The sequence below is a fragment of the Streptomyces sp. NPDC006450 genome, from assembly GCF_040612195.1.
GTDB lineage: Bacteria > Actinomycetota > Actinomycetes > Streptomycetales > Streptomycetaceae > Streptomyces.
The window spans coordinates 14,830-28,769 of record NZ_JBEXPT010000089.1; the positions used below are offsets into that span (position 1 = coordinate 14,830).

At 72.8% G+C, this 13,940-nt stretch carries 14 protein-coding genes; 11 read left to right on the forward strand and 3 right to left on the reverse strand.

The window, feature by feature from the left end:
- Positions 1-22 precede the first annotated feature (22 nt).
- Together ABZY57_RS23450 and ABZY57_RS23455 are read right to left on the reverse strand one after the other, a co-directional pair.
- The gene (locus tag ABZY57_RS23450; RefSeq protein ID WP_356514911.1) at positions 23-820 is read right to left on the reverse strand and encodes a DUF3097 domain-containing protein; all 798 of its coding nucleotides are present in this window, start codon (positions 818-820) and stop codon (positions 23-25) included.
- Positions 821-848: 28 nt separating this feature from the next.
- Positions 849-1,574 carry an MBL fold metallo-hydrolase gene (locus ABZY57_RS23455; protein ID WP_356514913.1) on the reverse strand — a complete coding sequence of 242 codons (726 nt, stop codon included), beginning with the start codon at positions 1,572-1,574 and terminating at the stop codon, positions 849-851.
- A 154-nt stretch (positions 1,575-1,728) separates the two neighbouring features.
- Here ABZY57_RS23455 and hrcA point away from each other — a divergent pair, with 154 nt between their 5' ends.
- The 6 genes from hrcA to ABZY57_RS23485 all read left to right on the forward strand — a co-directional run bounded on the left by hrcA (position 1,729) and on the right by ABZY57_RS23485 (position 7,340).
- Complete coding sequence (gene hrcA, locus ABZY57_RS23460; protein ID WP_356514915.1) at positions 1,729-2,745, forward strand: heat-inducible transcriptional repressor HrcA; 1,017 nt, start codon at positions 1,729-1,731, stop codon at positions 2,743-2,745.
- Complete coding sequence (gene dnaJ / locus ABZY57_RS23465) at positions 2,746-3,882, forward strand: molecular chaperone DnaJ (protein WP_356514917.1); 1,137 nt, start codon at positions 2,746-2,748, stop codon at positions 3,880-3,882.
- Between the two features lie 191 nt (positions 3,883-4,073).
- On the forward strand, positions 4,074-5,165 hold the full coding sequence (locus ABZY57_RS23470; protein WP_356514919.1) for a nitronate monooxygenase: 1,092 nt from the start codon (positions 4,074-4,076) through the stop codon (positions 5,163-5,165).
- The gene (locus tag ABZY57_RS23475) at positions 5,162-5,905 is read left to right on the forward strand and encodes a 16S rRNA (uracil(1498)-N(3))-methyltransferase (protein ID WP_356514921.1); all 744 of its coding nucleotides are present in this window, start codon (positions 5,162-5,164) and stop codon (positions 5,903-5,905) included. The genes ABZY57_RS23470 and ABZY57_RS23475 overlap by 4 nt, the downstream gene beginning before the upstream one ends.
- Positions 5,906-6,068: 163 nt before the next feature.
- Positions 6,069-6,428 (forward strand): histidine triad nucleotide-binding protein, encoded by a 360-nt coding sequence (locus ABZY57_RS23480; protein WP_356514923.1) that lies wholly within the window; start codon positions 6,069-6,071, stop codon positions 6,426-6,428.
- Positions 6,429-6,431: 3 nt separating this feature from the next.
- Complete coding sequence (locus tag ABZY57_RS23485; RefSeq protein ID WP_356514925.1) at positions 6,432-7,340, forward strand: ribonuclease Z; 909 nt, start codon at positions 6,432-6,434, stop codon at positions 7,338-7,340.
- A 102-nt stretch (positions 7,341-7,442) separates the two neighbouring features.
- On the opposite strand, the gene ABZY57_RS23490 is transcribed toward ABZY57_RS23485, so the two are convergent.
- Positions 7,443-8,846: an MFS transporter gene (locus tag ABZY57_RS23490; RefSeq protein WP_356514927.1), complete on the reverse strand. Its 1,404-nt coding sequence runs from the start codon at positions 8,844-8,846 to the stop codon at positions 7,443-7,445.
- A 282-nt stretch (positions 8,847-9,128) separates the two neighbouring features.
- Between ABZY57_RS23490 and ABZY57_RS23495 the strand changes: the two genes are divergently transcribed.
- The 5 genes from ABZY57_RS23495 (at position 9,129) to ABZY57_RS23515 (ending at position 13,772) form a co-directional block, all read left to right on the forward strand.
- On the forward strand, positions 9,129-10,187 hold the full coding sequence (locus ABZY57_RS23495; protein ID WP_356514942.1) for a PfkB family carbohydrate kinase: 1,059 nt from the start codon (positions 9,129-9,131) through the stop codon (positions 10,185-10,187).
- Between the two features lie 364 nt (positions 10,188-10,551).
- Entirely contained in the window at positions 10,552-11,598 is a 1,047-nt protein-coding gene (locus ABZY57_RS23500) for a PhoH family protein (RefSeq protein ID WP_356514929.1), read from the forward strand.
- A gap of 13 nt (positions 11,599-11,611) precedes the next feature.
- Entirely contained in the window at positions 11,612-12,109 is a 498-nt protein-coding gene (gene ybeY, locus ABZY57_RS23505; protein WP_356514931.1) for an rRNA maturation RNase YbeY, read from the forward strand.
- Complete coding sequence (locus ABZY57_RS23510) at positions 12,106-13,413, forward strand: hemolysin family protein (RefSeq protein WP_356514933.1); 1,308 nt, start codon at positions 12,106-12,108, stop codon at positions 13,411-13,413. Before ybeY ends, ABZY57_RS23510 begins: the two co-directional genes overlap by 4 nt.
- On the forward strand, positions 13,410-13,772 hold the full coding sequence (locus tag ABZY57_RS23515; protein ID WP_356514935.1) for an MmcQ/YjbR family DNA-binding protein: 363 nt from the start codon (positions 13,410-13,412) through the stop codon (positions 13,770-13,772). The genes ABZY57_RS23510 and ABZY57_RS23515 overlap by 4 nt, the downstream gene beginning before the upstream one ends.
- Positions 13,773-13,940: the final 168 nt, after the last annotated feature.

Here is a 13,940-nt window from a genome sequence, read left to right on the forward strand (position 1 = left end):
GCGCCGGCGGGGCTGGAGTCGGCTATGCCGTCACGTGGTCGATCAGGTGCTCCACCGCGCCCAGGAGGGTGGGCTCCAGGTCCTTGTACGAGGTCACGCGGGACAGGATGTGCTGCCAGGCGGCTCCGGTGTTCTCCGGCCAGCCCAGGGCCCGGCAGATGCCCGTCTTCCAGTCCTGGCCCGGCGGGATCACCGGCCAGGAGCGGATGCCGAGGGCCGAGGGCTTCACCGCCTGCCAGACGTCCACGTACGGGTGGCCCACGATCAGGACGTGCGGGGAGCTCACGGAGGCGGCGATGCGGGACTCCTTGGAGCCCGGGACCAGGTGGTCCACCAGGATGCCCAGTCGGGCGTCCGCGGCGGGGGCGAAGTCCGCGACCACCGAGGGGAGGTCGTCGATGCCCTCCAGGTACTCCACCACGACGCCCTCGATGCGCAGGTCGTCGCCCCAGACCCGTTCGACGAGTTCGGCGTCGTGGCGGCCCTCCACGTAGATCCGGCCCGCCCGGGCCACCCGCGCCCGGGCCCCGGGGACGGCGAGGGAACCCGAGGCCGTACGGGCCGGGGCCACCGGCCCCCGGGCCGGGCGGGTCAGGGTCACGACCGCGCCGTCCAGGAGGAAGGCGCGGGGTTCGAGGGGGAAGACGCGGCGCTTGCCGAAGCGGTCCTCCAGGGTGACCGTGCCCGCCTCGCAGGCCACCACCGCGCCGCAGAAGTCCGTACCGGCCACCTCGACCACCAGATCGGGATCGGCCGGCACCTCCGGGACGGGCTTGGCGCGCTTCCACTGCGGGGTCAGGTCGGGGGAGTACTCACGCATCCGGCCGAGGGTAGGAGAGCGGGCCGTCTCAGGTGTCCGACACGCCGAAACGGGCCGCCAGTGTGTCGCGTTGGGCACGCACGAAGGCCGCGTCGACCACCGCTCCGTGACCCGGCACGTACAGAGCGTCGTCCCCGCCCAGGGCGAGGAGCCGGTCCAGGGCCGCCGGCCACTGCCCGGGCACCGCGTCCGGACCCGCCTGCGGCTCGCCCGATTCCTCGACCAGGTCGCCGCAGAAGACCACCTCGCGCCCTCCGGGCACGAAGGCGGCCAGATCGTGCCGGGTGTGCCCCGGGCCCACGTTCGCCAACAGCACCTGCACCCCGCCCAGGTCCAGGGTCCACTCGCCCGACACCAGGTGCCGGGGGAGCACCATCAGGTCCGCCGCCTCGGCCGCCTCGGCCTCCGGCAGGCCCTGGCGGACCGCGTCGGACCGCAGCTCCTCCCGGCTCACGGAGAGCAGGGCGTCCAGCCCGACCGGACCGTAGACCTCGACCCCCGCGAACGCCGCGCCACCCAGTACGTGGTCGAAATGTCCGTGCGTGAATGCGAGATGGGTCACGCGCCGCCCCGCCAGCCGCTCCGCCTCGGCGCGCACCAGCGCACCCTCCCGCAGGGAGGATCCCGGGTCGATCAGGAGGGCCGAATCCTGGCCCACCACCAGTCCCACGGTGCAGTCCCACACCTGCAGGCGCTTGCGGCCGGCCCGTTCGGTGAGCCGTTCCCAGCCTGCCTCTTCCCAACGCACGTCCATGCCGCGACGCTACCTTGGCGGGCCGCCCTTGCTACGGGTGTACCACCCCGCCGTACACTGACCGGGGGATCTCTGGCACTCGAACGCTCGGAGTGCCAACGAAGAGTGTCAGCAGAGTCGACGAACCGACGGAAACGATGGAGGTGTGCGCGCGATGCTCAGCGAACGCAGACTCGAAGTGCTGCGCGCCATCGTCCAGGACTACGTCGGGACGGAGGAGCCGGTCGGTTCCAAGGCGCTCACCGAGCGGCACCGGCTCGGCGTCTCGCCCGCCACCGTGCGCAACGACATGGCCGTGCTGGAGGACGAGGGCTACATCGCCCAGCCCCACACCAGCGCCGGCCGCATCCCCACCGACAAGGGCTACCGCCTCTTCGTCGACAGGCTGGCGGGGGTCAAGCCGCTGTCGACGCCCGAGCGCCGGGCCATCCAGAACTTCCTCGACGGGGCCGTGGACCTCGACGACGTCGTCGGCCGTACGGTGCGGCTGCTCGCGCAGCTCACCCGGCAGGTCGCCGTCGTCCAGTACCCGTCGCTGACCCGGTCCACCGTCCGGCACGTGGAACTGCTCTCGCTGGCCCCGGCCCGCCTGATGCTCGTCCTCATCACGGACACCGGCCGGGTCGAGCAGAGGCTCGTCGACTGCCAGGCCCCCTTCGGGGAGACCTCGCTCGCGGACCTGCGGGCCCGCCTCAACAGCCGGGTCGTCGGCCGCCGGTTCACCGACGTGCCGCCGCTGGTGAAGGACCTTCCGGAATCCTTCGAGAACGAGGACCGGGTGACGGTGCGTGCCGTCCTCGACACCCTTCTCGAAACGCTGGTCGAGGAGGCGGAGGAGCGGCTGATGATCGGCGGCACCGCCAACCTCACCCGCTTCGGACACGATTTTCCCCTGACGATCAGGCCGGTGCTCGAAGCGCTGGAGGAGCAGGTCGTGCTCCTCAAGCTGCTGGGCGAGGCCAGTGAGTCGGGAATGGCCGTAAAGATCGGGCATGAGAACGCCTACGAGGGACTGAACTCCACGTCCGTCGTCTCGGTCGGCTACGGTTCGGGCGGCGAAGCAGTCGCCAAACTCGGCGTGGTCGGACCGACCCGCATGGACTACCCCGGAACGATGGGAGCGGTACGCGCAGTGGCACGTTACGTCGGACAGATCCTGGCGGAGTCGTAAGTGGCCACGGACTACTACGCCGTTCTCGGCGTGCGCCGCGACGCATCGCAGGACGAGATCAAGAAGGCATTCCGGCGGCTCGCGCGCGAGCTGCACCCGGATGTGAACCCCGATCCCAAGACGCAAGAGCGTTTCAAGGAGATCAACGCCGCCTACGAGGTCCTCTCGGACCCGCAGAAGAAGCAGGTCTTCGACCTCGGAGGCGACCCGCTGTCCTCCTCGGGCGGCGGCGGAGCCGGCGGCTTCGGAGCGGGTGGCTTCGGCAACTTCTCCGACATCATGGACGCCTTCTTCGGCCAGTCCTCGCAGCGCGGACCGCGCTCGCGGACCCGCCGCGGCCAGGACGCCATGATCCGCCTCGACCTGGAACTGGACGAGGCGGCCTTCGGCACGACCAAGGACATCCAGGTCGACACGGCCGTCGTCTGCACCACCTGCTCCGGTGAAGGCGCCGCCCCCGGCACCTCGGCGCAGACCTGTGACATGTGCCGCGGCCGCGGTGAGGTCTCGCAGGTCACCCGGTCCTTCCTGGGCCAGGTCATGACCTCGCGCCCCTGCCCGCAGTGCCAGGGCTTCGGCACCGTGGTCCCGACTCCGTGCCCCGAGTGCGCGGGCGACGGCCGGGTCCGCTCCCGCCGCAGCCTCACCGTCAAGATCCCGGCGGGCGTCGAGAACGGCACCCGGATCCAGCTCGCGGGCGAGGGCGAGGTCGGCCCCGGCGGCGGCCCCGCCGGCGACCTGTACGTGGAGATCCACGAGCTGCCGCACCCGACCTTCCAGCGGCGCGGGGACGACCTGCACTGCACGGTCACCATCCCGATGACCGCGGCGGCCCTGGGCACCAAGTGCCCGCTGGAGACCCTGGACGGCCTGGAGGAGATCGACATCCGGCCCGGTACCCAGTCCGGCCAGGCGATCCCCCTGCACGGCCGGGGCGTCACGCACCTGCGCGGCGGCGGCCGCGGAGACCTGATCGTCCACGTCGAGGTCACCACCCCCGGCAAGCTGGACCCGGCGCAGGAGGACCTGCTGCGCCAGCTCGCCAAGCTGCGAGGCGAGGAGCGGCCGCTCGGCCAGTTCGCGCCGGGCCAGCAAGGCCTGTTCAGCCGGCTGAAGGACGCCTTCAACGGGCGCTGAGCCGCGCGCGGAGCAGCGTACGGGCAGCGTACGAGAACACCGGCGAGCCCGGTCCGGGGATGCCCCGGACCGGGCTCGCGGCATGCGGGGCGGCAGGGCGGCGGCGGTATTCGGGCACCCCGGTGAAGGGGACTATGCCAGGCGAATGCGGTGATTCGGTCCCGTGAGCGGGACATGGCACGATGCAGCTCATGTCCTCCGCACCGAACGGTCTCTTCGCGTACCCGATCGTGCAGGCGCCCATGGCGGGCGGCGCGTCCTGCCCGCCGCTCGCGGCCGCCGTGTGCGAAGCGGGCGGGCTGGGCTTCCTCGCCGGCGGCTACAAGACCGCGGACGGCATGTACCAGGAGATCAAGCGGCTGCGCGCGCTCACCCGCCGCCCCTTCGGCGTCAACCTCTTCCTGCCGCAGACCTCGCACGTGGACCCGGCGGTCGTGGAGGCCTACCGCGGGCACCTCGCCAGTGAGGCCTCCTGGTACGAGATCTCCCTCGCCGACGAGGACATCATCGGCACCAGCGACGACGGCTACGACGCCAAACTGGCCATTCTCATCGAAGACCCGGTCCCCGTGGTCTCGTTCACCTTCGGCCTGCCCTCACCCGCGGCCTTCACCTGCCTGCGCAAGGTCGGTACGTACACGATCGCCACCGTCACCTCCGTCGAGGAGGCCCGCGCCGCCCAGGCGGCCGGCGCCGACGCCGTCTGCGTCCAGGGCGTGGAGGCGGGCGGCCACCAGGGCACCCACCGGGACGACCCGCAGGGCGACGGCACCGCCGGAGTCGGCCTGCTCGCGCTCGTCGCGCAGGTACGCGAGGCCGTGGCCCTCCCGATCATCGCGGCGGGCGGTCTGATGCGCGGCTCGCAGATCGCCGCGCTGCTCGCCGCGGGCGCGGAGGCCGCGCAGCTCGGCACGGCCTTCCTGGCCTGCCCTGAGTCCGGCGCGCACGCCCTGCACAAGAAGGCGCTGACCGACCCGCTGTTCGTCCGGACGGAGCTGACCCGGGCCTTCTCGGGGCGGCCGGCCCGCGGGCTGGTCAACCGGTTCATGCGCGAGCACGGCCCGTACGCCCCGTCCGCGTACCCGCAGGTCCACCACCTGACCGCACCGCTGCGCAAGGCCGCCGCCGAGGCCGGGGACCCGCAGGGCATGGCGCTGTGGGCGGGCCAGGGGCACCGGCTGGCGCGGGCCCTGCCGGCCGGGGAACTGGTGGAGGTGCTCGCGGCGGAACTCGGCGCGGCACAGAACGCGTTGAAGGCAATGCAGATGAGGAGTGCGTCATGACCGCCCCGGTGTTCGTGGTCGAAAAGGTTCCCGCGGGGCCGGAGTTCGTCCTGGACGGCCCCGAGGGCCGCCACGCGGTCTCCGTGAAGCGGCTGGCCCCCGGCGAGGCCCTCGTGCTGACCGACGGACGGGGCGGCTGGGCCGAGGCCGTCGTGACGGCCGCCGAGGGCAAGGACCGCCTCGTCGTCTCCGTGTCCGGGGTCTTCGAGGAGCCGGAGCCGGCCGTCCGGATCACCGTCGTCCAGGCCCTGCCCAAGGGCGACCGGGGCGAGGTCGCCGTCGAGACCATGACGGAGACCGGCGTCGACGCGATCGTGCCCTGGCAGGCCTCGCGGTGCATCACCCAGTGGCGCGGCGACCGGGGCGCCAAATCCCTCGCCAAGTGGCGCGCCACCGCCCGGGAGTCCGGCAAGCAGTCCCGCCGGGTCCGCTTCCCCGAGATCGCGGAGGCGCTGTCGACCAAGCAGGTCGCGGCGCTGCTCGCGGAGGCCGACCTCGCGATGGTCCTGCACGAGGACCGGGACGCACCCTCGGGCGCGCTGGCCACCGCGGAACTGCCCGCCGCCGGCTCCATCGTGCTGGTCGTCGGACCCGAGGGCGGGGTCTCCCCGGACGAACTCGCCGCCTTCGCCGCGGCCGGGGCGCACCCGTACCGGCTGGGGCGCTCGGTGCTGCGCACGTCCACGGCGGGCACGGCAGCCGCGGCGGTCCTGCTGGCGAGGACGGGACGCTGGTCCTGACGGCCCCGGTCCTGACGGCTGCGGTCCTGGCGGGACGACGGTCCTGATGGGACGACGGTCCTGACGGCCCCCTGTCCTGACGGGACGACGGTCCTGGCCGGTTCCGGCCGGCGGCGGTGGATACGATGCCGGAACCGATCACCCGTCACGAAGGGCTCAGCACATGGCCGGGGAACCGCAGGCCGACTGCCTGTTCTGCAAGATCGTCGCGGGGAACATCCCCGCCACGATCGTCCGGGAGACGGACACGACCGTCGCCTTCCGCGACATCAACCCGCAGGCGCCCACCCACGTCCTCGTCATCCCGAAGGCGCACTACCCCGACGCCGCCTCCCTCGCGGCCGCGGAGCCCGGGATCGCCGCCGACGTCCTGAGCGAGGCCGGCCGCGTCGCGGTCGACGAGGGGCTCGCCGACCGCGGCTACCGGCTCGTCTTCAACACCGGCGCCGGCGTCGGCCAGGTCGTCTTCCACGCCCACGCGCACGTCCTCGGCGGCCGCGGCTTCGAATGGCCCCCGGGATAAACCGTGTCCGTACGTGAATTCGTGGTGCTGGGCACCGCCAGCCAGGTGCCCACCCGCCACCGCAACCACAACGGCTACCTGCTGCGCTGGGACGGCGAGGGCATCCTCTTCGATCCCGGTGAGGGCACTCAGCGCCAGATGCTCCGTGCCGGGGTGGCCGCGCACGACATCAACCGGATCTGCGTCACTCACTTCCACGGGGACCACAGCCTCGGCCTCGCCGGGGTCATCCAGCGGATCAACCTCGACCGGGTCCCGCACCCCGTCACCGCCCACTACCCGGCCTCCGGGCAGAAGTTCTTCGACCGGCTGCGGTACGCCACGGCCTACCGCGAGACCGTGCAGCTCGCCGAGGAGCCGGTGGCCGAGGACGGGATCCTGGCGCGCGGGGACGCGTACACCCTGGACGCCGTACGGCTCTCGCACCCGGTGGAGTCCTTCGGCTACCGGGTCACCGAGCCCGACGGGCGCCGGATACGGCCCGAACTGCTCGCACGCCACGGGATCAAGGGGCCGGACGTGGGGCGGATCCAGCGCGAGGGCAGCCTCGGCGGGGTCACCCTCGACGAGGTCAGCGAGGCGCGCGCCGGACAGCGGTTCGCCTTCGTCATGGACACCCGGCTCTGTGAAGGCGTCGAGGTGCTCGCGGCGGGCTGCGACATGCTGGTGATCGAGTCGACCTTCCTCGACGAGGACGTCCAACTGGCCACCGACCACGGGCACCTCACCGCCGGACAGGCCGCCCGGGTGGCCCGCGACGGGGGCGTACGGCACCTCGTGCTGACGCACTTCTCGCAGCGCTACGGCGACCCGTCGGAATTCGAACGCCAGGCCCGCGCGGCCGGGTTCGAGGGCGAGCTGACGATCGCCGCGGACCTCGTACGGGTTCCCGTGCCGAAGCGGACCGGATAGCGGGCCGGACGGCGTGCCGGGCGGCGACGCGGCCCGTGTGCGGGCCGGAGGGGCTGGATTTCGGCGCCGACCAGATCGCGGACCCTCGCGTCGGCCGGCGGCCTAGACGCCGGTGCGGATCCGCCGGCCGCTCCGCTCGCGGCCCCGGCGGGCCGCCGCCGGGGAGAGCAGCAGCACCCGGAGCGGGGGCAGGCGCAGCGGGCGGGCGCGGAGCTGCGGGAGTTCCACGACCTCCAGCTCCCGCGCACCGACCCTCGGCACCGAGCCGGCCGGTGTCCCGGCTCCGGCGGCGAGCACGGCCGCCGGGGCCCCGCCGCGCCGGCGCACCGAGCCGGGGGTCAGCGGGCGGCCGCCGACGTGCAGGGCGACCCCGGCCATCGGCACGGCCACCGCCAGCAGCAGGCCCCCGAGGACCAGGCCCATGCCGGGGAACCCCGCCCCCTCGGCGAGCAGGCTCCCGGTGACGGGCCCACAGGCCACGCCGAGCGAGGACGCGGAACCGACCAGGACGGCCCAGCGCCCGCGCGGGTCGAGGGCGGCGGCGAGGCCGATGGCGTAGGAGAGCACGACGGGGTAGACCGCGTTCCACAGGATCTCCCCGGCCGCGAAGGACCCCAGCTCCCGTGCGTGCGAGGCCAGCACCACGCAGCAGGCGATGACCGCCGTGCCCACGCCCACCGGGACCGCGCGCCCGAGCCGGGCCCCGAGCGCCGAGGCGGCGGTGACCCCGAGCAGCCCGGCGCCGAGCGCGGCCGCGAAGACGATCCCGAGGGTGACCTCGGACAGGCCTGCCTGCTGCGCGCCGATGCGGCCGCTGACGCCCCACAGGGCGTTCTGGGCCAGCGACCACAGCAGCAGGGCCCCGGCGAGCACCACCCCGGCGCGCGGGTGCGGCAGCCGCCCGGAGACCCGTACGGCGGTCCGGCCGGTGCCGTCGGCGCGGCCGGGGTGCTCCGTGCGGTCGGCCCCGTCGAGGCGGCCCGTTGCCGGCCAGCACACCAGCGCGACCAGGGCGATCGCCGCGAACGGCAGCCGGTGGCCGCCGCCGAGCAGGGGCAGGGTCAGGTACAGGGCCCCGGCCGTGGCCGACACCGACAGCAGCCCCAGCGAGGAGGTCCGGTGCGGGTCGCGCTGCGCCGCGATCCCGGAGGCGGCCACGGCGGTGGCCGTGCCCGAGCCGAAGCCGCCGGCGACGGCGCCCGCGATGACGAGGGGGAGCTGCGCGGTGGCGGCCGCCGTGCCGTACCCGAGGACGGCGAGCAGCAGCCCGAGCCGGGCCAGCGGACGCGGCCCGTGGCGCGGGATGCGGGAGGCGAGGGTGAACCCGGCGGCGGCCGAGCCGAGCAGCAGGACCGAGCCGATCAGTCCGGCCTGCGCGGGGCTCAGAGGGAGATGGGCGTCGAGCCGGCCGACGACGGTCGGCAGCAGGTACGGGGCGACGTACCCGGAGGTGAAGAGTGCGACGAGCGGCCGGACGGCGGGCGGCGCGGGGGTGCGGTCGGGCACGGGTGTTCCAGGTGGTGCAGGTGGAGCGTGAGATTCCGCAAGAGCGCGGGGCTCATATCTATCAAGCGGCCCGATCTTCCGAGAAGGGCGTTCAGGCGGTGATCTGCGTCACACTGTATTCCGGGCCCGCCCGGTAGGGAGGACCTGAGGGCGGACTCGGGTGGTGCTCAACGAGGAGTTGAGCCCCATGCAGGAACGACCCGCCAAGATCAGAACACGCGCCGACCGAACGGGGAGTACATCGTGACAAGTCGCAGCAGCCGGGACAGCCTCGACTCCGCCGTGGACCCGCTCGGTCCGCTGCGCGACCCCCAAGAACCGGGCTGCGACGTCTTTCTGACGGGCACGGTCTTCCTCGACATCATCTTCACCGGCCTCGAATCGGCCCCCGTGCGCGGCACGGAGTCCTGGGCGCGCGGGATGGGGTCCAGCCCCGGCGGCGTCGCCAACATGGCCACCGCCCTCGCCCGGCTCGGCCTGCGCACCTCGCTGGCCGCCGCCTTCGGCGACGACCACTACGGGGAGTACTGCTGGGACGCCCTCGAACAGGGCGAGGGCATCGACCTGTCGATGTCACGGACCGTGCCCGGCTGGCACAGCCCGGTCACCGTCTCGATGGCGTACGAGGGCGAGCGCACGATGGTCTCCCACGGCCACGAGGCCCCGCTCCCGGCGGGCCCCGGGCCGTTCCCGCAGTGCCCGCCCCGCGCCCGCGCGGCCGTGGCCTCGCTCGGCCCGGGCGGCGGCGAGGCGTGGGTCGCCGAGGCGGTCCGGCGCGGGGCCCGGGTCTTCGCCGACGTCGGCTGGGACGACAGCGGGCGCTGGGACCTGCGGGCGCTGGCCGACCTGGAGCACTGCGAGGCCTTCCTGCCCAACGCGGGCGAGGCGATGGCCTACACGCGCACCGACTGCCCGCGCGCGGCGGCCCGGGCGCTGGCCGAGAAGGTGCCGATCGCGGTGGTGACGATGGGCTCCGAAGGCTCGTACGCGGTGGACGGGCGGACCGGGGAGACGGCCGAGGTCCCCGCGATCGCGGTCGACGCCCTGGATCCGACCGGCGCGGGCGACGTGTACGTGGCGGGCTTCCTGACCGGCACCCTCGCCGAGTGGCCGCTCGCGGACCGGCTCGCCTTCGCGGGCCTGACGGCCGCCCTGTCGGTGCAGGAGTTCGGCGGCTCCCTGTCAGCCCCCGGCTGGCCGGAGGTGGCCCACTGGTGGCGCACCGCCCCGGAGGCCCTGCGCGGGCGGTACGGCTTCCTGGACGACCTCGTCCCGCGGGCCGCCACCCCGGCCAGCAGGCGCCGCGCGGTCCCGACGATCGGCTTCCGCCAGTCGGCGTAGGCCTGGCCGGCCGGGGAACGGGGGCAGCCGGACGGGGCCACACCCCGCGCCGGGCCGCCCAGCGCACCCGGCCGCTCGCGCCGGGCCGCCCAGCGCACCCGGCCGCTCGCGCCCCCGACGCCCAGCGCCCCGGACGCGCGCGGACGCTCCAGGCGGCCGCATGGGCGGGCTGCACGTCCGCCCGGGCCGGGCCGTGCCCGGCCTCGGATCGGCCCTGTTTCCGCCCCGCCCGCGCGGGGCCCCGTACGGGGGGCCGGAAAACCCCTCGGGGATGGCGGGGCGGCGACGTAGGCTTGGAAGTCCGGTGGCCGTCGATCGGCGCGGCCCCTCAGTGGGAGGTATGCGCAGGCCACAGTGCCGGCCCATGACTCAGACACCGACAGCCAAGACCCCCGCGCCGGGGCAGGCGCGAGCCCACTTCTCCGTACCGGCCACCCATCCGATGGTGTCCGTCCTCGGCTCGGGCGACGCCCTGTTGCGCGTGATCGAGAAGGCCTTCCCGAGGGCCGACATCCATGTTCGGGGCAATCAGGTCAGCGCGATCGGCGCGACGGCGGAAGTCGCGCTCATCCAGCGCCTGTTCGACGAGATGATGCTGGTGCTCCGCACCGGGCAGCCGATGACGGAGGACGCAGTGGAACGCTCGATCGCCATGCTCAAGTCGAGCATCAACGGCGAGGGCCCGGACGAGACGCCCGCCGAGGTGCTCACCCAGAACATCCTCTCCAGCCGCGGCCGCACCATCCGCCCCAAGACCCTCAACCAGAAGCGGTACGTCGACGCGATCGACAAGCACACGATCGTCTTCGGCATCGGCCCCGCCGGTACCGGCAAGACCTACCTGGCCATGGCCAAGGCGGTCCAGGCCCTGCAGTCCAAGCAGGTCAGCAGGATCATCCTGACCCGCCCGGCGGTGGAGGCCGGCGAACGCCTCGGCTTCCTCCCCGGCACCCTCTTCGACAAGATCGACCCGTACCTGCGGCCGCTCTACGACGCCCTGCACGACATGATCGATCCGGACTCGATCCCGCGGCTGATGGCGGCGGGGACCATCGAGGTGGCGCCGCTGGCGTACATGCGCGGCCGGACCTTGAACGAGGCCTTCGTCGTCCTCGACGAGGCGCAGAACACCACCCCCGAGCAGATGAAGATGTTCCTGACCCGGCTCGGTTTCGACTCGAAGATCGTCGTCACCGGTGACGTGACCCAGGTCGACCTGCCGGGCGGTGCCAAGAGCGGTCTGCGGCAGGTGCAGGACATCCTCGAAGGCGTGCCGGACATCGCCTTCTCGCGGCTCACGTCCGAGGATGTCGTCCGGCACAAGCTGGTCGGCCGTATCGTCGACGCGTACGAGAAGTACGACGACAGCCAGGACGCGAAGCAGTCGCGGAACGGCTTCCAGCGGAAGTAGACATCAGCGCACCATGTCGATCGACGTCAACAACGAGTCCGGAACCGAGGTCGACGAACGGGCGATCCTCGACATCGCCCGCTACGCACTCGCCCGGATGCGGATCCACCCGCTCTCGGAGCTCTCCGTCATCGTCGTCGACGAGGACGCGATGGAGCAGCTCCACATCCAGTGGATGGACCTGCCCGGACCCACCGACGTCATGTCCTTCCCGATGGACGAGCTGCGTCCGCCGTCGAAGGACGACGAGGAGCCCCCGCAGGGGCTCCTCGGTGACATCGTGCTCTGCCCCGAGGTCGCCAAGAAGCAGGGCGAGGACGCGCCGACGCAGCACTCCATGGACGAGGAGCTCCAGCTCCTGACCGTCCACGGGGTGCTGCACCTGCTCGGCTACGACCACGAGGAGCCGGACGAGAAGGCCGAGATGTTCGGCCTCCAGGCGGCCATCGTCGACGGCTGGCGCGGCGAGAACGGCGTGACCGGCCCGTCCCCGGCGCCGACCGTCTCATGACCGGTGATGTTCAGCTGATCACCGGGGCCGTCCTGCTGGTCGTCGTGGCGTGGTTCGCCGCGTGCGCCGAGTCCGGGATCGCCCGGATCTCCGCCTTCCGGGCCGAGCAGGCCGTACGGGAGGGCCGGCGCGGCAGCGCGAAGCTGGCCCAGGTCGCCGGCGACCCCACCCGCTACGTCAATGTCGCGCTGCTCGTCCGGGTCACCTGCGAGATGGCGGCGGGCGTGCTCGTCACGTACGTCTGCCTCGACGAGTTCGGGGAGAACTGGACCGCGCTGCTCGTGGCCATCGCCGTGATGGTGCTCGTGTCCTACGTGGCGGTCGGGGTGTCCCCGCGCACCATCGGCCGGCAGCACCCGCTGAACACGGCGACGGCGGCGTCCTACGTCCTCGTACCGCTCGCCCGGATCATGGGGCCGATCCCGCAGTTGCTGATCCTCCTCGGCAACGCGCTCACGCCCGGGAAGGGCTTCCGCAAGGGGCCTTTCGCCTCCGAGGCGGAACTGCGCGCGATGGTCGACCTCGCGGAGAAGGAATCGCTGATCGAGGACGACGAGCGCCGCATGGTGCACCAGGTCTTCGAGCTCGGTGACACCCTCGTGCGCGAGGTCATGGTGCCGCGCACCGATCTGGTCTGCATCGAGCGGTACAAGACGGTCCGTCAGGCGACCACGCTCGCGCTGCGGTCCGGCTTCTCGCGGATCCCGGTGACCGGGGAGAACGAGGACGACATCGTCGGCATCGTGTACCTGAAGGACCTGGTCCGCAAGACGCACATCAGCCGGGACGCGGAGAGCGACCTGGTCTCCACCGCGATAAGGCCCGCGGTGTTCGTGCCGGACACCAAGAACGCGGGCGACCTGCTGCGCGAGATGCAGTCGGTACGCAACCACGTGGCGGTCGTCATCGACGAGTACGGCGGCACCGCCGGCATCGTCACCATCGAGGACATCCTGGAGGAGATCGTCGGCGAGATCACCGACGAGTACGACCGGGAGATCCCGCCGGTGGAGGAACTGGGCGGGGACCGTTACCGGGTCACCGCGCGCCTCGACATCACCGACCTCGGCGAACTGTTCAAGGTGGACTCCTTCGACGACGAGGACGTGGAGACGGTCGGCGGACTGCTCGCCAAGGCATTGGGCCGGGTGCCGATCGCCGGCGCCTCGGCGATGGTGGACCTGCCGGACGGACGGCCGCTGCGGCTGACGGCGGAGTCCCCGGCGGGCCGGCGGAACAAGATCGTGACCGTGCTGGTGGAGCCGGTGGTTCCGGTGGAGGGCCAGGAAGGGGAGACGGAGTGACGCCGGCGGAGCTGCGCGCGTTCTGTCTGGGGTTCAACGCGGCCGTGGAGGAATTCCCCTTCACCCCGGAGACCTCGGTGTTCAAGGTGCTGGGGAAGATGTTCGCGCTGAGCGCGCTGGACGCCGACCCGCTGAAGGTCAACCTCAAGTGCGACCCGGAGCAGGCGGTGCGGCTGAGGGCGGAGCACGAGGCGGTCGTGCCGGGCTGGCACATGAACAAGTGGCACTGGAATACGGTGACCGCGGGCGGCCCGGGGGCGCTGCCCGACGCGCTGGTCCGGGAGCTGGTCGAGGACTCGTACGACCTCGTGGTCGCGGGTCTGCCGAGGGCGGAGCGGCTGCGGCTCGACCGCCCGTAGCGTTCCGGTCCGTGGAGTCCGGGAGGGGTCCAAGGTCATCGATCACGGGACCTTCGGGGCCCCGGATCCGTTGACGCAGCGCTTAGTTTTATCCGTGCGCCACCAAGATCCCGGGGGGACACCGGGGGTGGAGGGGAGAGCGCGTCGGCGGGGTCGTCGTGCGGCCCC